At 53.5% G+C, this 21,013-nt stretch carries 16 protein-coding genes; 10 read left to right on the top strand and 6 right to left on the bottom strand.

Features of this window, described 5'->3' with window-relative positions:
* Positions 1–297 precede the first annotated feature (297 nt).
* From AB182_RS22615 to msrA, 3 genes are all read right to left on the bottom strand, one after another.
* Positions 298–771, bottom strand: a complete 474-nt coding sequence (locus AB182_RS22615; protein ID WP_047372058.1) for a hypothetical protein — start codon at positions 769–771, stop codon at positions 298–300.
* 356 nt (positions 772–1,127) lie between these two features.
* Positions 1,128–1,718 carry a hypothetical protein gene (locus AB182_RS22610; RefSeq protein ID WP_047372057.1) on the bottom strand — a complete coding sequence of 197 codons (591 nt, stop codon included), beginning with the start codon at positions 1,716–1,718 and terminating at the stop codon, positions 1,128–1,130.
* A 393-nt stretch (positions 1,719–2,111) separates the two neighbouring features.
* Positions 2,112–2,753, bottom strand: a complete 642-nt coding sequence (msrA, locus tag AB182_RS22605) for a peptide-methionine (S)-S-oxide reductase MsrA (protein WP_047372056.1) — start codon at positions 2,751–2,753, stop codon at positions 2,112–2,114.
* Between the two features lie 213 nt (positions 2,754–2,966).
* Here msrA and tamA point away from each other — a divergent pair, with 213 nt between their 5' ends.
* From tamA to tnpA, 4 genes are all read left to right on the top strand, one after another.
* The gene (gene tamA / locus AB182_RS22600; RefSeq protein WP_047372055.1) at positions 2,967–4,700 is read left to right on the top strand and encodes an autotransporter assembly complex protein TamA; all 1,734 of its coding nucleotides are present in this window, start codon (positions 2,967–2,969) and stop codon (positions 4,698–4,700) included.
* Positions 4,697–8,473: an autotransporter assembly complex protein TamB gene (gene tamB, locus AB182_RS22595; protein WP_047372054.1), complete on the top strand. Its 3,777-nt coding sequence runs from the start codon at positions 4,697–4,699 to the stop codon at positions 8,471–8,473. The genes tamA and tamB overlap by 4 nt, the downstream gene beginning before the upstream one ends.
* 2 nt (positions 8,474–8,475) lie before the next feature.
* Complete coding sequence (locus tag AB182_RS22590; protein WP_047372053.1) at positions 8,476–8,820, top strand: gamma-glutamylcyclotransferase family protein; 345 nt, start codon at positions 8,476–8,478, stop codon at positions 8,818–8,820.
* Positions 8,821–8,998: 178 nt separating this feature from the next.
* Positions 8,999–9,457, top strand: coding sequence for an IS200/IS605 family transposase (tnpA, locus tag AB182_RS22585; RefSeq protein WP_038918153.1), 459 nt, complete (start codon positions 8,999–9,001; stop codon positions 9,455–9,457).
* Between the two features lie 122 nt (positions 9,458–9,579).
* Here the strand turns inward: tnpA and bla are convergent, their stop codons facing one another.
* The 3 genes from bla to ppa form a co-directional block, all read right to left on the bottom strand.
* Positions 9,580–10,434, bottom strand: coding sequence for a class A beta-lactamase (gene bla / locus AB182_RS22580; RefSeq protein WP_071845937.1), 855 nt, complete (start codon positions 10,432–10,434; stop codon positions 9,580–9,582).
* Positions 10,435–10,609: 175 nt separating this feature from the next.
* Entirely contained in the window at positions 10,610–12,193 is a 1,584-nt protein-coding gene (locus tag AB182_RS22575; protein ID WP_047372052.1) for a methyl-accepting chemotaxis protein, read from the bottom strand.
* A gap of 262 nt (positions 12,194–12,455) precedes the next feature.
* Positions 12,456–12,986 carry an inorganic diphosphatase gene (gene ppa / locus AB182_RS22570; protein WP_039077764.1) on the bottom strand — a complete coding sequence of 177 codons (531 nt, stop codon included), beginning with the start codon at positions 12,984–12,986 and terminating at the stop codon, positions 12,456–12,458.
* 402 nt (positions 12,987–13,388) lie between these two features.
* On the opposite strand from ppa, the gene ytfQ reads away from it, so the two are divergent.
* The 6 genes from ytfQ to AB182_RS22540 all read left to right on the top strand — a co-directional run bounded on the left by ytfQ (position 13,389) and on the right by AB182_RS22540 (position 20,967).
* Positions 13,389–14,345 carry a galactofuranose ABC transporter substrate-binding protein YtfQ gene (ytfQ, locus tag AB182_RS22565; protein ID WP_047372051.1) on the top strand — a complete coding sequence of 319 codons (957 nt, stop codon included), beginning with the start codon at positions 13,389–13,391 and terminating at the stop codon, positions 14,343–14,345.
* Between the two features lie 119 nt (positions 14,346–14,464).
* A complete protein-coding gene (locus tag AB182_RS22560; RefSeq protein ID WP_047368912.1) occupies positions 14,465–15,607 on the top strand; it encodes an IS481 family transposase in 1,143 nt (380 codons plus the stop codon).
* A gap of 159 nt (positions 15,608–15,766) precedes the next feature.
* Positions 15,767–17,269: a galactofuranose ABC transporter, ATP-binding protein YtfR gene (ytfR, locus tag AB182_RS22555; protein ID WP_047372050.1), complete on the top strand. Its 1,503-nt coding sequence runs from the start codon at positions 15,767–15,769 to the stop codon at positions 17,267–17,269.
* Positions 17,270–17,279: 10 nt separating this feature from the next.
* Positions 17,280–18,305 (top strand): galactofuranose ABC transporter, ATP-binding protein YtfT, encoded by a 1,026-nt coding sequence (gene ytfT / locus AB182_RS22550; protein ID WP_120785417.1) that lies wholly within the window; start codon positions 17,280–17,282, stop codon positions 18,303–18,305.
* Positions 18,292–19,293, top strand: a complete 1,002-nt coding sequence (gene yjfF, locus AB182_RS22545) for a galactofuranose ABC transporter, permease protein YjfF (RefSeq protein ID WP_047372048.1) — start codon at positions 18,292–18,294, stop codon at positions 19,291–19,293. Before ytfT ends, yjfF begins: the two co-directional genes overlap by 14 nt.
* Positions 19,294–19,401: 108 nt before the next feature.
* A complete protein-coding gene (locus tag AB182_RS22540) occupies positions 19,402–20,967 on the top strand; it encodes a methyl-accepting chemotaxis protein (protein WP_047372047.1) in 1,566 nt (521 codons plus the stop codon).
* Positions 20,968–21,013: the final 46 nt, after the last annotated feature.

The raw sequence follows: 21,013 nt of genomic DNA, 5'->3' as shown, positions 1-21,013 counted from the left end.
CGTGTTACAGCCTGCCAGCAGTGTAAGCAGTTTGTTACAGGTAGACAGGAATCTTTCTCAATTACGTGCGCGTTTGGTGCGCAAGTGGCGCAATGTTAAGGCTGTTTTCAGCTAAGCGCTTCGCCCAGCGTGAAGACACAAAGGTTAATGAAAGAGTAAAAGGAGTAAAAAGAGGGTTTTATATATTCCTCAGGGCACATTATTACTTCCTTTTACTCGCACTAAGGTCTTACCTTCATTTTCTCTATTGTGGGGGTGACCTTGTCATTATTAGGCTCACGTTTTTGTGCATAACGATTAAAGCAACCACTGTAGTTTTTTTAAGGGTACAGAACGATACATATAGCCCTGAACAGCCCAGATACCGCAATCCTGAAGCACCGAAAATTCCCACGTACTTTGTACGCCATCGATAATGACGCGATCCGAATAAGATTTCCGAATGTTCTTAATCAATTCAGGGAAAGTGGGTTTTTGTACTTGCTTATGGTAGAACTCTCGATTAATCACGACGGCCTGACGGACATTTTCCCGCCATAGCCCAAATAATGCCGGATCTTCCTGCTTCATTAATGTCAGGTGTGGAAACTGAGCGGTAGTATCTGTAAGATTCCTGAGGTTGTTAACATAAAACAAAAGCCCATTTTCTACTGAGAAGTCAGAACAATACTTCAGGTGATGGCTGTGCGGGGGGTGATCGCTACAGTCCATTGAAAATCCAACAATTGTGCCATTCAGGCTGTGAATGGGTATTACGCTAACCCGGTCCATATCCTTTCCTTGTTAATGCCTAGATATATCTAATATTGATCGTTAAAAGTTATTAATCAATCATTTATTGATCGATAATTAATATCAATATATATACCTATCAAAGGGTATTTCTTTGATAGTTAGCGCATTTGTATATTACCGATTGTGAAATGAATGTTGTTGAGCGGTGATGGCTCTGACTGCGACTTTTATAAGAAGCCGACTTTTCCGTGGGCGTAACACATAATTGCCTACCTTCGTAGGTGTTGGAATCTTTCACTATTTACATGTAAAAAATCAAAGCAAAATATCAATCCATGTTGGATTCGCAATAAATGAAACTGCAAATGGGCATAACGAATTGCAACAATGACTTACATTAACTGATGCACCTTGCTGAACGGTGTTGGCGCATAAAGCCCGCAACAGGCCCAAATACCTGCCTCTTCAAGTGCTCTGCGGTTAATATCATTATCTATTTTAATAATGATTTTTTCACAATAACGCTTTAAGTTTTGGATAAGGTAGGGAAATGTGTTTTTGCTTAGCTCGTTGCTGGTAAATGTTTCATCCAAAATGATGGCTTCGCAATACTGGATAAAAGGCGCATCTTTATTCCCCACATGGCTCAGCCAGATACCATTTTTACTTTTTGCTAAATCCCCTATGGCTGTTTCAAATGTTTGGTTGATTTGTAATTTAACAAAGGGCAGTCGCGCCAGTGTTGCCTGCAACACTAAGTCGAACGTTAATAACATGGCGATCTCTTCATCGGTGATTGAGACCAGACAGAACAACCCACGTTTTTTAAAAAAGTCGGCTTTATTACCAATGGCATTCATTAAATCAAAAAGATAAGTTCTTTTTTTTTCGATGCTGTTCAGGACAGGCGCTTTTCTGGGGTAGATCTTAACTCCCAGGAGTTGACCGTGTGGAGTGGTAATCCTTTCTGCTAAGTAAGGCATATAAATTCTCCCTCCAGGTGGTATTCACATCGCTTTCTGAAAAACACGCTTACAGCCTGTGGAACTCATACTAAGAGCATATTGCGACAGGTGGTGTCATTCATAAATGGAAATTTATCTGAAATACGCTTATGCAAATGATGCTTATATATGACAGATTTTACTTAAGTAAAAAAACGGAATGGCATAAATAAAGTTTGCAATAAAATTAAAGAGATACATGTGGCTTGTTAGACAAGTCAGACATGCGAAATTAAACCCGTCATTGCGAGAAAATAGTGTGGTTGGTTTAGAAGGAATAGCGAAAAGCGGGTGCGCGAAATTGCAGAAGGGGAACGGTCAGGTGTGACGTTAAAACCGGTTCAGGAAGGCTGAACCGGCAATAAACGAATATCAGGCGAGCTGTGGCGGCAGGCAAACGCCAATCCCGCCGATGCCGCAATACCCATAGGGGTTTTTATGCAGATACTGCTGATGATCGTCTTCGGCATAGTAGAACGGCGGTGCGTTAACAATTTCCGTCGTGATAGTACGGTCATCATGTGCGGCCAGCATTGCCGCCTGGAAGCGTTCGAGGCTGGCATGGGCGGCAGCGCTCTGCTCTGGCGTCAGCGGATAAATCGCCGAGCGGTACTGGGTGCCGTGATCGTTCCCTTGCCGCATCCCCTGGGCCGGATCGTGATTTTCCCAGAAGACCTGCAGAAGCTGCTCATAACTGATGACCGCCGGGTCATACACCACGCGCACCGCCTCAGCGTGACCCGTTTGGCCGGTACACACTTCGCGGTAGGTCGGGTTGGGTGTATAACCGCCCATATACCCTGCAGCGGTGCTATAGACACCGGGCAGTTGCCAGAACAGGCGCTCGACACCCCAGAAACACCCCATCGCAAAATACGCGGTTTCCATCCCTTCCGGCACGTTTGTCATGGAGTGCTCGTTAACAGCATGTAACGTAGCGACGGGCATCGGCGTGTTTCTTCCTGGTAGTGCATCCGATTGAGTAACAAGGTTTTTCTTATCAAATAGACTCATGCTGAGGCCTCCCGGAAACGCGAATTGCGGTTAAGGTTGTAACGAAGCGTCTCTTTTAACACAATAAAGACGGTAAAGCAGACTAGATTTAAACATAAGAAATATTTGGGGTGTCGTCCGTTTTTCAATCCACATATTGGATTTTTTACAAGCCGCGGAGCGGTGTTGACGTTTCCTTCCAGGGGTGGGAACAAGGGATATTCAGGAGAGAACGTGCCAAAAATCCGTATTTTATGTTTTGCCGGTTTGTTGCTGGCAAGCCATAGCGCCATGTCGGCAAATGTCCGATTGCAACTGGAAGGGTTGACCGGAGCGTTGCAGAAAAATGTTCGCGCTCAGCTTTCCACCATCCAGAGCGATGAAGTGACGCCGGACAAGCGATTTCAGGCGCGTGTCGATGATGCTATCCGTGAAGGGCTAAAAGCGCTGGGATATTACGAACCCGCTATTGAGTTCGAGCTCCGCCCGCCGCCAGCAAAAGGACGTCAGGTGTTGATTGCCCGTGTCTCACCAGGGGAACCGGTACGCATTGGCGGCACGGATGTGATCCTGCGCGGCGGTGCGCGTACCGATGAAGATTATATTGCATTACTGAAAAATCGTCCGGAAAAAGGCACGGTGTTAAACCACGGTGATTACGACGGTTTTAAGAAATCACTCACCCGTGTCGCTCTGCGCAAAGGTTATTTCGATAGCCACTACAATCACAGCCAGCTTGGTATCGCGCTTGACCGGCATCAGGCATTCTGGGATATCGATTATGACAGCGGCCAGCGCTACCGTTTCGGCGATGTGACGTTTGAAGGTTCGCAAATCCGCGAAGAGTATCTGCAAAATCTGGTGCCGTTTAAAAAGGGCGATTACTACCAGACCAAAGATCTGGCGGAACTCAATCGTCGTCTGTCGGCCACCGGCTGGTTTAACTCGGTGGTGGTGGCGCCGGAGTTTGATCAAGCCAGAGAAAGCAAGGTCTTACCTTTAAAAGGCGTCGTCGCGCCACGCATTGAAAACACCATTGAGACCGGGGTCGGGTATTCAACCGATGTGGGTCCGCGCGTGAAGGCCACATGGAAAAAGCCGTGGATAAACTCCTATGGACACAGCTTTACCACCACAGCCAGCGTCTCCGCGCCGGAACAGCAACTGGATTTTAGCTACAAAGTCCCGCTACTCAAAAACCCGCTTGAGCAGTACTACCTGATACAGGGTGGGTTTAAGCGCACCGATTTAAATGATACCGAAGCGGACTCCACCACGCTGGCGGTGTCCCGTTACTGGGATCTCTCCAGCGGCTGGCAGCGCGCCATTAACCTGCGCTGGAGTCTCGACCACTTTACTCAGGCGAGTGTGACCAATACCACCATGCTGCTTTATCCGGGGGTGATGATCAGCCGTACCCGTTCGCGTGGCGGCCTGATGCCGACCTGGGGTGATTCTCAGCGTTATTCCATCGATTACTCCAGTACAGCCTGGGGCTCGGATGTGGATTTTATCGTGATGCAGGCACAAAACGTCTGGATCCGCACGTTATATGACCGCCACCGTTTTGTGGCCCGTGGCAACCTGGGGTTGATTGAAACCGACGATTTCGACCGCGTACCACCGGATTTACGCTTCTTCGCCGGGGGCGATCGCAGCATTCGCGGCTATAAATACAAATCTATCGCGCCGAAGGATGATGACGGCAAGCTGATCGGCGCCTCGAAAATGGCCACCGGATCGCTGGAATATCAATACAACGTAACGGGCAAATGGTGGGGCGCGGTCTTTGTCGACAGCGGCGAAGCGGTAAGCGATATCCGCCGTAGTGATTTCAAAACCGGTACGGGTGTCGGGGTTCGGTGGCAATCACCGGTTGGCCCGATCAAACTCGATCTGGCCGTTCCGGTCGGAGATAAAGACGAGCACGGATTACAGTTTTACATCGGTTTGGGGCCTGAATTATGAGTTTATGGAAGAAAATAAGCCTCGGCGTACTGGTGTTTATCCTGTTAGTGCTGGGGACGGTTATTTTTCTCGTCGGGACGACGAGCGGGTTACACCTGCTGTTTAAGGCCGCCAACCGTTGGGTGCCGGGTCTGGAGATCGGCCAGGTGACTGGCGGCTGGCGTGATTTATCGCTGAAAAACGTCCGCTACGATCAACCGGGTATTGCGGTGAATGCCGGCGAACTCCATCTGGCGGTTAAGCTGGGCTGTCTGCGAGACAGTAGCCTGTGCGTAAATGATATCTCGTTGAAAGATATCAATGTGGTCATTGATACCAAAAAGATGCCGCCTGCCGCGCCAGTTAAAGAAGAGGATAACGGGCCGTTAAACCTTTCCACGCCGTATCCCATCACGCTAAGCCGAGTGGCGCTCAATAACGTTAATATCAACATTGATGACACGACTGTCTCGGTCATGAACTTCTCCTCCGCACTGAACTGGGAAGAGAAGAACCTGACCCTGAATCCGACCTCACTGAGCGGCCTGCTGATTGCTCTGCCGAAAGTGGCTAAAGTGGCGCAGGAACAGGTCGTGGAACCGAAGGTTGACAATCCGAAACCGGATGAATTGCCGCTGGGCGAATCCCTAAAGCAGCTCTTCGCCAAACCGCTGCTGCCGCAGATGACCGACGTGCATCTGCCGCTCAATCTCAATATTGAAGAATTCCGGGGTGAGCAACTTCGCTTAACCGGCGACACAGATATCACCGTCAGCAATATGCTGCTCAAAGTGAGCAGCATTGACGGCAATATGAAACTTGATGCGCTCGACATCGATTCAAATCAGGGCACGCTTAATGCCACGGGCACGGCGACATTGCGGGATAACTGGCCGGTGGACATCACCCTCAACAGCATCCTGAATGTCGATCCGATGAAAGGCGAAAAGGTGAAGCTCAAAGTCGGCGGCGAGGTGCGCAAGCAACTGGAGTTTGGCGTAAACCTGTCTGGTCCGGTTGATGTGGTTCTGCGCGGCCAAACGCAGCTTGCCGAGGCGGGGCTGCCGCTCAATCTGGACATCACCAGTGAACAACTTTACTGGCCATTCACCGGCGAAAAGCAATATCAGGCCGACGACCTTAAACTCAAGCTGACCGGCAAAATGACGGACTACACGCTGTCGTTTCGCACGGCAGTAAAAGGCAAGGACGTTCCGCCTGCCACCCTCACCCTGGACGGCAAAGGCAACGAGCAGCAGATCAATATCGACAAGCTGAGCGTGGCGGCGCTGGAAGGGAAAACTGAACTGAAAGCCTTGCTCGACTGGCAGAAGGCGATTAGCTGGCGTGGTGAGTTAACGCTGGACGGTATCAACACGGCGAAAACCTTCCCGGACTGGCCGGCAAAACTGAACGGGCTGGCGAAAATGCGCGGCAGTCTCTACGGCGGTAGCTGGCAGGTGGATATCCCTGAACTGAAACTGGCTGGCAACGTGAAGCAAAATAAAGTCAGCGTAGACGGGCAGCTTAAGGGCAACAGCTATATGCAGTGGATTATTCCGGGACTGCATCTGGAACTGGGACGCAACCAAGCCGACGTCAAAGGCGAACTGGGGGTGAAAGATCTTAACCTGGATGCCAACATTGACGCGCCAGGTCTGGATAACGCGCTGCCAGGACTGGGCGGTACCGCTAAAGGGCTGGTGAATATTCGCGGTACAGTCGATGCACCACAGGTGCTGGCGGATATCACCGCCAGCAATCTGCGCTGGCAGGAACTGCACATTGCCCGTGTGCTGGTGAAAGGGGATGTCAAATCAACCGATCAGCTTGCTGGCGTGCTGAATGTCCGGGTTGAGCGCCTTTCTCAGCCTGGAGTGAACGTCAGCCTGGCAACGCTCGCGGCTAAAGGCAGTGAAAAGCAGCACGAGCTTGAACTGCGGGTGCAGGGCGAGCCGGTAGCCGGGCAGCTAAAGCTGGCGGGGAGCTTCGATCGTAACGAGCAACGCTGGAAAGGCACACTTAGCGATACGCGATTCACGACGCCCGTAGGGCCTGTTGCCCTCAATCGCGCCATCGCGCTGGATTACCGCAATCAGGAACAGAAGATCAGTATTGGGCCACACTGCTGGACGAACCCAAATGCGGAACTTTGCGTGCCACAGACAATTGATGCCGGCGCGCAGGGGCGCGCAGTGGTCAATCTTAACCGCTTCGACCTGGCGATGTTGAAACCCTTTATGCCGGATGCCACCCAGGCCAGCGGCACATTCAGCGGTAAAGCTGACGTCTCGTGGGATGCCACCAAAGAAGGCTTGCCGCAGGGGGAAGTGACGCTGGCCGGGCGTAACGTCAAAGTGACCCAGGTCGTCAACGATGCACCGCTGCCGGTCGCCTTCGAAACGCTGAACCTCAACGCGAAGTTACAAAATAACCGCGCGGATTTGGGCTGGTTGATCCGTCTGACCAATAACGGCCAGTTTGACGGTCAGGTACAGGTCACCGATCCGCAGGGGCGGCGTAACCTTGGCGGTAATGTCAATATTCGCAATTTCTCGCTGGCGATGGCCAACGCCATCTTTACGCGCGGCGAGAAAGCGGCGGGTACGCTGAACGCCAATCTGCGGCTTGGCGGTAATCTGCAAAGCCCGCAGTTGTTCGGGCAGATGCAGCTTAACGGTGTGGATGTCGAAGGTAACTTCATGCCGTTCGATATGCAGCCCAGCCAACTGGCAATGAACTTCAATGGCACCACCTCGACCCTGCAAGGGGTCGTGCGTACCCGGCGTGGGCAGATTAACCTGAGCGGTGACGCAGACTGGAGCCAGATTAACAACTGGCGTGCCCGCGTGGCGGCGCAGGGGAGCAACGTGCGCATTACCGTGCCGCCTATGGTACGCCTGGACGTTTCCCCTGATCTGGTGTTTGAGGCTACGCCGACCCTGTTTACGCTTGATGGCCGGGTCGATGTACCCTGGGCGCGTATCGTCGTCCATGATTTGCCGGAAAGCGCAGTGGGCACCTCCAGTGATGAGGTGATGCTCAATGCGGATCTGAAACCGGAAAAACCGAAAAGCGCAGCGATTCCGATTAACAGTAATTTGATTGTGCATGTCGGCAATAATGTGCGGATGGATGCTTTCGGGCTGAAAGCGCGGCTGACCGGCGATCTGAAAGTGACTCAGGATCAGCAGGGGCTTGGCCTTAACGGGCAAATCAATATCCCGGAAGGGCGCTACCACGCTTATGGCCAGGATTTGATTGTGCGTAAGGGGGAGCTGATTTTCTCTGGCCCTGTCGATCAACCGTTGCTGAATATTGAGGCGATTCGTAACCCGGACGCCACCGAGAATGATGTGACGGCCGGGGTGCGGATTACCGGCACAGCGGATGAACCGAAAGCGGAGATCTTCTCCGACCCGGCGATGTCGCAGCAAGAGGCACTTTCTTACCTGCTTCGCGGGCAGGGTCTGGAGAGCGGACAAAGCGATAGCGCAGCAATGACTTCAGCCTTAGTAGGCCTGGGGGTTGCACAAAGTGGTCAGGTTGTGGGTAAAATCGGCGAGACGTTTGGCGTAAGCAATCTGGCGCTGGACACCGAAGGGGTGGGAGACTCTTCCCAGGTGGTGGTCAGCGGCTATGTACTGCCAGGTCTACAGGTAAAATATGGTGTGGGTATTTTTGACTCACTGGCGACTCTCACGTTACGTTATCGCCTGATGCCTAAGCTGTATCTGGAAGCGGTGTCTGGCTTAGATCAGGCACTTGATCTGCTCTATCAGTTTGAGTTTTAGCAATGCGAATATTTGTCTACGGCAGTTTACGACGCAAGCAAGGCAACAGCCACTGGATGACCAATGCTCAGTGGCTGGGCGATCATTGCGTTGAAGATTATCAACTCTACAGTCTGGGGCACTACCCTGGCGCTGTACCGGGTGATGGCAGTGTGCTGGGTGAAGTTTATCGCATTGATGCGGCAACGCTTGGCGAACTGGACGCGCTACGTACCGCTGGGGGCGAATATAAACGTCAGCTTATCCAGACGCCTTATGGCAGCGCCTGGATGTATGTGTACCAACGCTCGGTAGAGGGGAAAAAGTTTATCCCCACCGGCAACTGGTTAGACAGAGACCAGTATTAATACAAACACGCCACCTTCGGGTGGCGTTGTTTTTTGTCTATAGAAAACCCCCAGCTAGGCTGGGGGTTCCGGAAAGCTTTCAGCTTTAAGCCAGTTATTAAAACCCCTTTTGATTTGTTAAAACACCTTGCGGTCTGGCAACTGCAAAAGTTCAACAAGAAATCAAAAGGGGGTCCCAATGGGGGACGAAAAGAGCTTAGCGCACACCCGATGGAACTGTAAATATCACATAGTTTTTGCGCCAAAATACCGAAGACAAGCGTTCTATGGAGAGAAACGTCTTGCGATAGGGAGCATTTTAAGAAAGCTGTGTGAGTGGAAAAATGTACGGATCCTGGAAGCTGAATGCTGCGCAGATCATATCCATATGCTTGTGGAAATCCCGCCCAAAATGAGCGTATCCGGCTTTATGGGATATCTGAAAGGGAAAAGCAGTCTGATGCTTTATGAGCAGTTTGGCGATCTGAAATTCAAATACAGGAACAGGGAGTTCTGGTGCCGGGGATACTACGTAGACACGGTAGGGAAGAACACGGCGAAGATACAAGAATACATAAAGCACCAGCTTGAAGAGGATAAAATGGGCGAGCAGTTGTCGATCCCTTATCCGGGTAGCCCGTTTACGGGCCGTAAGTAACGAAGTTTGATGCAAATGTCAGATCGTATGCGCCTGTTAGGGCGCGGCTGGTAACAGAGCCTTATAGGCGCATCCGAAAAACCTCCGGCTATGCCGGAGGATATTTATTCCAGGTAGCCCGACTACCAGTGCTTAATCAGCGAGTCGCCGATGTCGGCGATTTTTTTGTTTCGTTCATCCATGGTTGCCTTCGTCCCGGTAAGGTAGATAACGACGATGCGGGTCGGTTTACCGTCAGGCCCCAGTGCCGCAACGATGCCGCGTGAACCTCGTCCCCCCGCCCCCGTTTTATCGGCAATAAACCAGCCTGTCGGTATGACCGAGCGAATCAGCGGTCCACCGACTTTATCCGCTTCCATCCAGGCCATTAACTGCTGCTGTGATGCTGGCGTCAGTATCTTGCCAGTGAGGAGCTGGCGCAGCGTCTGAGCCATGGCCTCAGGCGTCGTCGTATCACGCTCATCGCCGGGCAACGCTTCATTCAACGCGGTTTCCCACCTGTCGAGTCGGGTGACCCGATCGCCCGTTTTACGCAGGAAAGCCGTGAGCTCTGAGGGCCCACCGATCGCAGACAGCAGCAGATTGCCCGCGGTGTTATCACTCATCGTGATGGCGGCGCTGCAAAGTTCGGCCATAGTCATCCCGTCGGTAAGATGTTTTTCCGTTACCGGTGAGTACTCGACCAGGTCCTGTTGGCGATACTGTATGCGACGGGCAAGCTGCTCCTGTCCGGCATCAACCCGTGCCAGGACCGCGCCGCACAGCAGGACTTTAAAAGTACTCATCATCGGGAAACGTTCCTGAGGACGATAGCTGCCCCGCATCTGCCCGTTGGTGAGATCCAGTTCGGCGTAGCCCACTCGCGCGTTAAGCTGGTCTTCGGCCTGTTTTACGCTTTCCTGCGTGGCCGGGTGAGCAAACGCAGGCAGGCAAAAGGCAGCCAGCAGGGATAAAAGGGGCAGACGAAACCGTGACATAGAGATACGCTTCCTTGTGGCTATTTCGGGGAGTCGAGCAATCAAACAACGGTATGGATTGTAGATGTATATGTTTATCAATGCGCGGTGGATGAGAGGAAAGATTCGCACAAACCACGACGGCGGGGCGAAGCACAGCGCCATCCGAGCCTGGATCGAATGGCGCTGCTGATGATTACGCGGCGTTTTGCCGCAGTTTGAACTGACTAACGGCTTCTAACAGCTCTTCCGCCTGCCGCTGCATCTGATGCGCGGCAGCCGAGGATTGCTGTGACAACGTGGCGTTTTGCTGGGTCGCGGTATCCATATGCGTTACCGCCACGTTCACCTGATCGATACCGGTGCTCTGCTCTTTGCTGGCGGTGGAAATGGATTCTACCAGCTCGCTCACCTGCTGCACGCTGCGCAAAATCTCGGTCATGGCGGAACCGGCGCTTTGAACCTGTTCGTTCCCTTCGGCGATACGATTAACGGAATTGTCGATCAGGTTACGAATATCCCTCGCCGCAGAGGCAGAGCGCTGCGCCAGCGCGCGGACTTCGGCAGCAACCACGGCGAAACCACGGCCTTCGGTACCGGCGCGTGCGGCCTCAACGGCGGCATTCAGCGCCAGGATATTGGTCTGGAAGGCAATACTGTCAATCACGCCGATGATGTTATTTATCTGGCTGGAGAGCTGGTGGATATCGCTCATGGTTTGCACCACGCGCTCCACGGCTTGCCCGCCCTGGCCTGCAATAGTGAAAGCATCGCGGGCGATAGAGCTGGCAAAGCGGGAGTTCTCGGCGTTGCTTTTCACCACCGAGGTCAACTCTTCCATAGAGGCAGCCGTTTCTTCCAGAGCGCTGGCCTGTGCCTCGTTACGTGACGAGAGTTCACGGCTACCGGTGGCTATTTGCACCGATGCCGAGGCAATGGATTCCGTGCTGTGGCGAACACCGTGCACGATACGGGTCAGGTTACCGTTCATCTCCTGCAAGGCGTGCATCAGTTCGGCTGTCTCGTCGCGACCGGAAATGCTAAAGATGGTCTGCAAGTCACCGGAGGCCACCGTACGGGCAACGGTAACGGCCTGCGCCAGCGGATGGGTAATGCTGCGTACCAGCCACCAGGTGATAATCCCACCGGCCAGCATGGTCAGCGCCATGGCAATCAGCAACATCAGGCGGGTTTGCTGATATTGCGCCAGGTTGCGCGCGTCCGTTTCCACATGGATGGCACTGGCATGCTCCAGCGTACGAGCGACCACTTCGTCAATCATACGCGTCGGCTCGCGGTCAATGCCGGTCACCAGTTTGTCGACACGCTGAGCACTGGTTGGGTCGGCCAAATCGTATTGCTGTAATGCGCTCAGGTAATGCGCTTCGAGCTCAGCATGGAGCTTGCGAGTCTGTTCAACCTGCGCGTTATCCATCCCAAGCTGAGGCAACATAGCGCTCAGTTTTTCCAGCAATTGCTGTGTTTTTTGACTCTGAGAAACGAAGGCCGCTTTGTATTTGTCAAACGCCTCCTGTCCCTGAGCACCGCGTAGCAGCGTGTTCTTCCACTCCTGAACCTGGATTTTGAACTGAACCTGGGCGTTACGCGCAGTGTCAATGCTCTCGACGAGCACTTTCTCCGTTGCCATCATTTTTTGATTCTGCCCGAAGCTGTCACTGTTTATCGCCAGCCCGCGCAAGCCGATAAACAGCGTTGCCAGCAGTAACAGTGTTGCCATCAGGCCGAGTCGTTGCCCAATTGTGAAGTGATTAAGTTTCATGTTGTTCCCCGGTGGAATTAAAGATCACGGCCACAAAAGGGGTATCGACCCGTATGAGATGGACTTTACAGAGGGCGGATGGCGGTAGTGGGGCGGGTTTGGCTTATAGTGTTCAAACGTATGGGAAAAGATTTTTATGACATTTTTATGACACTTTAGGAAACGGGCCCTGAAAGGGCACGAAGAGAGAGGACAGAGGAAAAAGGCATAAAAAAACCCTGTCCGCAGCTATCCGCGTTCAGGGTTTTTCAGATAAAACGGATTACTTCTTCGCAGCGCGCTCGAAGGAAGCAACGATTTCCGCTTTAGCAGCTTCAGCGTTGTCCCAACCGTCTACTTTCACCCATTTGCCTTTTTCGAGATCTTTGTAGTGCTCGAAGAAATGAGTGATCTGGGCTTTCAGCAGTTCCGGCAGGTCGTTCACATCTTTAATGTGATCGTACTCTTTGCTCAGTTTGGTGTGCGGTACAGCAACCAGTTTGGCATCTTCACCAGACTCGTCGGTCATTTTCAGTACGCCAACCGGGCGGCAGCGAATGACAGAACCGGGTTCCAGCGGGTACGGCGTTGGGACCAGCACGTCTACCGGGTCACCGTCCAGAGACAGGGTGTGGTTGATGTAGCCGTAGTTGCACGGATAGAACATCGCAGTGGACATGAAACGGTCAACGAACAGCGCGCCGCTGTCTTTATCGACTTCGTATTTGATCGGATCTGCGTTAGCCGGGATTTCGATAATAACGTAGATATCTTCTGGCAGATCTTTACCCGCCGGGACGTTGAGTAAGCTCATGTTTGTTTCCTTTAAAATGTGTGGCAAACAAGTGCCGGGTATTATAGCCAACTCATCGGGAATGTCTTTGCTTGTTTTACGTTGTGACACGCCAGGCTCACCGTTTTTTTTCTAAAAAAGTAGCTGAATTGTCCATAAAGATAGCTGCATCCTGAATAAAATTGTGAAAGCGATTACACTGAACAAAAGGGACATGGCTTTGAATGAAAATTTGTGTCTTTTCAAAGCATGATGCAGAGGCGATCGACCTGTCTCTTTTCGCGCGCCAGATCCCAACTGACAACTAACAATTCATTCACTTTTCTGATTTGTGATGTAACGCATTCTGTTACATCTCTAATTGTCTATAGTTTTCCCCGCAGGCGAAGTTGTAGCCAACTATAACCCTACGAGGATACCCCTATGTGGAAGCGCTTACTTCTTGTCACAGCAGTTTCAGCAGCCATGTCGTCTATGGCGATGGCCGCCCCGTTAACCGTGGGATTTTCGCAGGTCGGATCTGAATCCGGCTGGCGAGCAGCCGAAACCAACGTCGCTAAAAGCGAAGCTCAAAAACGCGGTATTACCCTGAAAATCGCTGACGGTCAGCAAAAACAGGAAAACCAAATCAAAGCGGTGCGTTCGTTCATTGCCCAGGGCGTGGACGCCATCTTTATTGCGCCTGTTGTCGCGACAGGCTGGGAACCGGTGCTGAAAGAAGCTAAAGATGCAAAAATCCCGGTGTTCCTGCTCGACCGTTCGATTGATGTGAAAGATAAATCCCTCTATATGACCACCGTGACCGCCAACAACGTTCTGGAAGGCCAGCTGATTGGTGACTGGCTGGTGAAAACCGTCGCGGGCAAACCGTGTAACGTGGTTGAACTGCAGGGCACCGTTGGCGCGAGCGTGGCGATTGACCGTAAGAAAGGCTTTGCCGAAGCCATTGCCAAAGCATCCAACATCAAAATTATCCGTTCTCAGTCCGGCGACTTTACCCGCAGCAAAGGGAAAGAGGTCATGGAAAGCTTTATCAAAGCTGAGAACAACGGCAAAAACATCTGCATGGTTTATGCCCATAACGATGACATGGTGATCGGCGCAATCCAGGCCATCAAAGAAGCAGGCCTGAAACCGGGCAAAGATATCCTGACGGGCTCCATTGACGGCGTGCCGGATATCTACAAAGCGATGATCGACGGCGAAGCGAATGCCAGCGTGGAACTGACGCCGAACATGGCCGGACCGGCGTTTGATGCGCTGGAGAAATTCAAAAAAGACGGCACCATGCCTGAGAAGCTGACCATCACCAAATCCACACTCTACCTGCCGGATACGGCGAAAGAAGAGTTAGAGAAAAAGAAAAACATGGGCTACTAAGCCGTTGATACCCTCACCTTAGCTCTCTTTTGTACAGTCCGGAGACATAGTGAACGCTTGTTCGGGGACATGGTGGACACTTACAACTGAGGCATAAGAACCCGTTTATGGAGTCGCTTATGCCCTGGGATGCGAGAGATACCATGTCATTACGTTCTGAGTTTGTACTGTTCGCCTCGCAGGACGGGGCGAACCTCCGGGCACTCTGCCGTCATTTCAACATTTCGCCGTCCACCGGCTACAAGTGGCTTCGCCGCTGGACTGAGGAAGGCGCCGCCGGCCTTGCTGACCGTTCCCGTGCGCCTCTGCATTCGCCCCGGCGAACCGATGACCGTGTGACGGACCTGCTGCGCATGGCCCACTGCGCCCATGAACGCTGGGGCGCCCGTAAGATTAAGCGCTGGCTTGAGGACCGCGGACACGTTCTGCCCGCGTTCAGCACCGTGCACAACCTGATGGCCCGCCACGGTCTGCTGCCGGGAGGCACACCCGGCATTCCTGCCACCGGACGCTTCGAACACACCGCGCCCAACCAGCTCTGGCAGATGGATTTTAAAGGTCACTTTCCTTTTGCCGGTGGCCGCTGCCACCCGCTCACCCTGCTGGATGACCATTCCCGGTTCTCGCTCTGTCTCGCACACTGTCCTGATGAACGGCTCACAACCGTCCGGCAACAGCTGGTGAGGGTGTTTGAACGTTACGGTCTGCCGGCGCGGATGACGATGGATAACGGCGCGCCCTGGGGCGACACCACAGGAAGCTGGACCGCGCTGGAGCTGTGGCTGATGCGCCAGGGTATCCGGGTGGGGCATTCGCGGCCTTACCATCCACAGACGCAGGGCAAGCTGGAACGTTTTCACCGCAGCCTGAAGGCCGAAGTGCTGCAGGGCCGGTGGTTCACGGACGCCAGCCAGTTACAGCAGGTGTTCGACGACTGGCGCGCGGTCTATAACCTGGAGCGTCCACATGAAGCGCTGGACATGGGGGTCCCGGCGTCACGTTATCAGCCGTCATCGCGGCAGTACAGCGGGGCGGTTCAGCCGCCGGACTATGATGAGGGCGTGCAGGTGAGGAAGGTGGATGTGAGCGGGAAGCTGAGCATAAAAGGAGTGAGCCTGAGTGCAGGGAAAGCGTTCAGGGGTGAATATGTGGGCCTGCGTGAAACGGCAGAGGATGGCTGCTATGAGGTGTGGTGGTACAGCACGAAAGTGGGGATGATCGACCTGAAAAAGAGGTCGATCATCATGGGGAAAGGGTGTTAAAAAGTGTTCACCATGTCCCCGAACACCTGTCTACCATGTCTCCGGACCGTACACTTTGGAAGGCAGAGGGCGTAGTCAGGTGAGGGTGCGCTTGCTTGTTGACTCGATATATCCCCCTCTCCCCACTGGGGAGAGGGCAAGGGTGAGGGGGAGAACATAATGACCACCGAACAACACCAGGAGATCCTCCGTACTGAGGGGCTTTGCCAGTACTTCCCGGGCGTTAAAGCGCTGGATAACGTCAATTTCAGTCTGCGTCGGGGCGAAATCATGGCGTTACTCGGTGAAAACGGTGCGGGAAAATCCACGCTGATTAAAGCCTTAACGGGCGTCTACCATGCAAACAGCGGCACCATCTGGCTGGAAGGCAATGAAATCCGGCCTAAAAACACCGCTCATGCCCAGCAACTGGGCATCGGTACGGTGTATCAGGAAGTCAACCTGCTGCCGAACATGTCAGTCGCGGATAACCTGTTTATTGGACGCGAACCGCGTCGTTTCGGTTTTATATGCCGCAAAGAGATGGAAAGGCGCGCCACCGAGTTAATGGCGTCTTACGGCTTTTCCCTCGATGTGCGCGAGCCGCTCAATCGTTATTCCGTCGCCATGCAGCAGATTGTGGCGATTTGTCGTGCTATCGACCTTTCCGCGAAGGTACTGATTCTCGATGAACCCACCGCCAGCCTGGATACACAAGAAGTAGAAATGCTCTTCACCCTGATGCGCCAGTTACGGGCGCAAGGTGTTGCGCTGATTTTTGTGACTCACTTCCTTGACCAGGTTTACGAGGTAAGCGACCGCATCACCGTTCTGCGTAATGGCGGCTTTGTCGGCTGCCGCGAAACGCGAGAACTGCCGCAGATCGAGCTGGTAAAAATGATGCTGGGACGCGAACTGGACAATAACGCCCTGCAACGCGCGGGACGTACCCTGTTGAGCGAAAAACCCGTCGCGGCATTTAAAGATTTCGGTAAGAAAGGGTTGATAGCGCCGTTCGATCTGGAGGTTCGTCCAGGCGAGATCGTCGGGTTGGCGGGGCTCCTTGGTTCCGGACGTACCGAAACCGCCGAGGTGATTTTCGGTATTAAACCCGCCGATAGCGGCAGTGCGATGATCAAGGGTAAGCCGCAGACGCTGCGCTCACCGCATCAGGCCTCCTGCCTTGGCATCGGTTTTTGTCCTGAGGACCGTAAAACGGACGGCATTATTGCCGCCGCGTCCGTGCGGGAAAATATCGTTCTCGCGTTGCAGGCGCAGCGCGGCTGGCTACGGCCGATTCCCCGGCGCGATCAGAACGCCATCGCTGAGCGCTTTATCCGCCAGTTGGGGATCCGGACGCCGAGTGCGGAACAGCCGATTGAGTTTCTCTCCGGCGGCAACCAGCAGAAGGTGCTCCTTTCCCGTTGGCTGCTGACCAAACCACAGTTCCTGATCCTCGATGAGCCAACGCGTGGCATCGACGTCGGGGCGCATGCGGAAATCATCCGCCTGATTGAAACGTTGTGCGCGGACGGCCTGGCGCTAATGGTTATCTCTTCGGAACTGGAAGAGCTGGTGGGCTACGCTGACCGGGTAATTATCATGCGCGATCGCAAGCAAATAGCGGAAATCCCGCTGGCAAAGCTCTCGGTCCCGGCGATCATGAATGCCATTGCGGCATAAGGAGTACTGTGTGATGCCTCAATCACTCCCGCAAACCGGGCAGCCGAAGCGCCGCTTTAAGTGGCCCACCGGGACGCCACAAATACTGGCGCTGATTCTGGTTCTTATGGTGGATAGCCTGGTGGCACCCCATTTCTTCCAGATTGTTTTACAGGATGGGCGCCTGTTCGGCAGTCCGATTGATATTCTCAACCGCGCCGCGCCCGTGGCGTTACTGGCTATCGGCATGACGCTGGTAATCGCGACCGGGGGGATCGATCTTTCCGTCGGCGCGGTAATGGCCATCGCCGGGGCGACCGCCGCCTCAATGACCGTGGCCGGATATGGCTTGCCGATAGTGCTGCTTGCCGCGCTGGGGACGGGGATCCTCGCCGGTCTGTGGAATGGCGTTCTGGTCGCGATTTTGAAGATCCAGCCGTTCGTCGCCACGCTGATTTTGATGGTGGCCGGACGTGGGGTGGCACAACTGATTACCTCCGGGCAAATCGTCACGTTTAACGCGCCAAATCTGGCCTGGATTGGCAGCGGTAAGCTGCTCCTGTTCCCGACGCCGGTCATTATTGCACTGGCCACACTGGTTATCTTCTGGCTGTTTACCCGTAAAACGGCGCTGGGCATGTTTATTGAAGCGGTGGGGATTAATATCCGCGCGGCGAAAAATGCCGGGGTCAATACCCGCACCGTAGTGATGCTGGCCTATGTGCTAAGCGGCGTGTGTGCGGCTATTGCCGGGGTGATTGTGGCGGCGGATATCCGCGGGGCTGATGCCAACAACGCCGGGCTATGGCTGGAGCTGGATGCCATCCTCGCGGTGGTGATTGGCGGCGCATCGCTAATGGGCGGACGCTTCAACCTTGTGCTGTCGGTGGTAGGGGCACTGATTATTCAGGGCATGAATACAGGGATTTTGCTCTCCGGCTTCCAGCCAGAGCTTAACCAGGTGGTGAAAGCGGTGGTGGTGCTGTGCGTACTGATTGTTCAGTCGCCGCGCTTTATCGCACTGATTAAAGGAGCGCGCGGTCATGATAAAACGTAATTTACCGCTGATGATCACCCTGGGGGTTTTTATCCTTGGGTATCTCTACTGTCTGACGCAGTTTCCGGGCTTTGCGTCTACACGTGTCATCTGCAACATCCTGACCGATAACGCCTTCCTGGGGATTATCGCCGTCGGTATGACCTTTGTGATCTTGTCCGGCGGGATAGACCTTTCCGTGGGGTCAGTCATCGCCTTCACGGGGGTGTTTTTGGCGAAAGCCATCGGCTTCTGGGGGATATCGCCGCTGGTTGCCTTCCCGCTGGTGTTGGTGATGGGCTGTGCGTTTGGCGCGTTTATGGGGCTTTTGATCGACGCGCTGAAAATCCCGGCGTTCATCATTACCCTGGCCGGAATGTTCTTTTTACGCGGTGTCAGTTATCTGGTTTCCGAAGAGTCGATCCCGATTAACCATCCGGTCTATGACACTTTGTCCGGGCTGTCATGGCTGATTCCCGGCGGTGGACGTCTGAGCGCCATGGGGCTGCTGATGTTAGGGGTGGTGATTATCGGTATTTTCCTTGCCCACCGTACCCGTTTTGGCAATGAAGTGTATGCGATTGGCGGCAGTGCAACATCGGCGAACCTGATGGGCATCTCAACGCGCAGTACCACCATTCGTATCTATATGCTCTCGACCGGGCTGGCGACGCTGGCAGGCATTGTCTTTTCTATTTACACCCAGGCGGGTTATGCGCTGGCCGGTGTCGGGGTTGAACTGGATGCTATTGCCTCGGTGGTGATTGGCGGTACCTTGCTGAGCGGCGGCGTGGGTACGGTACTGGGCACGCTATTCGGTGTCGCGATTCAGGGGCTGATCCAAACCTATATCAATTTTGACGGAACGCTGAGTTCCTGGTGGACTAAAATCGCGATCGGCATTTTATTGTTTATTTTTATCGCGTTACAACGTGGTCTTACGGTGCTGTGGGAGAATCGCCAGAGCTCGCCTGTTACACGTGTTAGCACAGCGGCAACAAGACAGTAACACATTGAAATAATTAAAAAGAAGTAAAGTTTTTCCGGTGGCGGTCGATAACCTGCCAATGAGGCTTATTTTACGCCTGAAAGAATCTCTGCTACCGGAAAAACTATCATGCTCAGAACGCTCTCGCTTCGTACTGGTTTGCTTTCCCTCCTCGCTATTATGACTTTCCTGCTGCTGGTGGTAAGCGGCATGGGAATTTATGCCCTCAGCAAAAGCTCATCTTCCCTGGAACGTATTAGCGTTCTGCAAGGTGAGAAAATGGCGCGCCTTAATGAAGGCTATACGCAAATCCTGCGCGCGCGTAATGAGTCGGGTCAGGCCGTTCGCATGATGGAGGTAGGCCTGCTTGCTGACGCAGGGAATGCGGTCAAAATCATTAATGGCGAAATCGAACAGGGAAATAAAGCGCTGGATAGCGTCATTAAAGCGGGCGTGGATGATGAACAGGGAGCCGCGCTGCTGACTCAGGTTGCGAAAAGCTACAAGGCATATCTCGATCAGGGTATCAAACCAATGCAGGCGGCGTTAAATCAACAAAGCGCCGATGCCTATTATGATCTGCTGGAGAGCAAATTAGTGCCGGTTTCTCGCCAGTTTGATAACGACATTCAGGCGTTCCTTTCCTGGGGAGAAAACCGCGGTAAAACCGAAGTCAGCGCCGTTCAGTCGAGCAAAAATTTTGTGATGATGCTGATTGTCGTTGTTGCGCTGGCGGCGGCGGGCATTATCGTGCTGGCCTGGCTGGCGCTGCGCCATATGCTACTGAAACCGCTTGATGCATCGATTGTGCAACTCGAACACGTTGCCGCCGGAGACCTGGCGTCGGTGAGCGTCAGTACCACCAGTAAAGAGTTTAACCGCCTGAATGCGGCGATTGAGAATATGCGTCACTCGTTGATCAGTTCCGTTACCCGCGTGCGTGATGCCAGCTCGCAAATCGATACCGGCAGCCGTGAATTATCGCTGGGTAACGTCGACCTGGCGCAGCGTACTGAATCAACGGCAACGTCGCTGGAACAGACCGCTGCCAGCATGGAAGAGATCACCGCCACGGTGAAACAGAATGCGGATAACGCCGACCAGGCGCATCAACTGGCGAAGTCGGTCTCTGATACTGCCGATCGCGGTAGTGAAATGGTCTGCTACGTCATTGAGAAGATGCGCGACATATCCGACAGTTCCAGCCGTATCGCCGACATTCTGAGCATGATTGACAGCATTGCCTTCCAGACTAACATTCTGGCGCTGAACGCCGCCGTTGAAGCGGCCCGTGCAGGTGAACAAGGACGCGGCTTTGCGGTAGTGGCAGGTGAAGTGCGTAACTTGGCGAGCCGCAGCGGCGATGCGGCCAAAGAGATCCGCCAGCTTATAAGTAGCTCGCAGGCGCATGTGTCAGAGGGTAGCGATCTGGCGATGCAGGCAGGCGAAACGATGGATGAGATTGCCTCGGAGGTCATGCGTATGACGAAGCTGATGCGTGAAATCGCCAGCGCGTCGCAGGAACAGAGCCGTGGCATTGAGCAGGTGAATATTGCTGTCAGCCAGATGGACGAAACGGCACAGCAAAACGCCTCGCTGGTGCAGCAATCTTCCGCCGCGACCCGCTCGCTGGAAGAGCAGTCCCGCGAATTGCTGGAAGCGATGGCCTCTTTCCGTTTGCAGCCAACTGCATAATAATTTGCCCTGCGCAGGTTCGCGCGGGGCTATTTTATACAGGGTA

Origin of the sequence: Phytobacter ursingii, assembly GCF_001022135.1 — a bacterium.
In the GTDB taxonomy this organism is placed as follows: Bacteria; Pseudomonadota; Gammaproteobacteria; order Enterobacterales; family Enterobacteriaceae; genus Phytobacter; species Phytobacter ursingii.
The sequence above is the reverse complement of the archived record's forward strand: the minus strand, read 5'-3'. Positions and strand labels throughout refer to the sequence as shown.

Excerpts from the sequence above, each read along its gene's own strand:
- AB182_RS22615 (WP_047372058.1), bottom strand. The coding sequence starts at position 771 with ATGGACCGGGTTAGCGTAATACCCATTCACAGCCTGAATGGCACAATT.
- AB182_RS22610 (WP_047372057.1), bottom strand. The coding sequence starts at position 1,718 with ATGCCTTACTTAGCAGAAAGGATTACCACTCCACACGGTCAACTCCTG.
- msrA (WP_047372056.1), bottom strand. The coding sequence starts at position 2,753 with ATGAGTCTATTTGATAAGAAAAACCTTGTTACTCAATCGGATGCACTA.
- tamB (WP_047372054.1), top strand. The coding sequence starts at position 4,697 with ATGAGTTTATGGAAGAAAATAAGCCTCGGCGTACTGGTGTTTATCCTG.
- AB182_RS22590 (WP_047372053.1), top strand. The coding sequence starts at position 8,476 with ATGCGAATATTTGTCTACGGCAGTTTACGACGCAAGCAAGGCAACAGC.
- tnpA (WP_038918153.1), top strand. The coding sequence starts at position 8,999 with ATGGGGGACGAAAAGAGCTTAGCGCACACCCGATGGAACTGTAAATAT.
- bla (WP_071845937.1), bottom strand. The coding sequence starts at position 10,434 with ATGTCACGGTTTCGTCTGCCCCTTTTATCCCTGCTGGCTGCCTTTTGC.
- AB182_RS22575 (WP_047372052.1), bottom strand. The coding sequence starts at position 12,193 with ATGAAACTTAATCACTTCACAATTGGGCAACGACTCGGCCTGATGGCA.
- ppa (WP_039077764.1), bottom strand. The coding sequence starts at position 12,986 with ATGAGCTTACTCAACGTCCCGGCGGGTAAAGATCTGCCAGAAGATATC.
- ytfQ (WP_047372051.1), top strand. The coding sequence starts at position 13,389 with ATGTGGAAGCGCTTACTTCTTGTCACAGCAGTTTCAGCAGCCATGTCG.
- AB182_RS22560 (WP_047368912.1), top strand. The coding sequence starts at position 14,465 with ATGCCCTGGGATGCGAGAGATACCATGTCATTACGTTCTGAGTTTGTA.
- ytfR (WP_047372050.1), top strand. The coding sequence starts at position 15,767 with ATGACCACCGAACAACACCAGGAGATCCTCCGTACTGAGGGGCTTTGC.
- yjfF (WP_047372048.1), top strand. The coding sequence starts at position 18,292 with ATGATAAAACGTAATTTACCGCTGATGATCACCCTGGGGGTTTTTATC.
- AB182_RS22540 (WP_047372047.1), top strand. The coding sequence starts at position 19,402 with ATGCTCAGAACGCTCTCGCTTCGTACTGGTTTGCTTTCCCTCCTCGCT.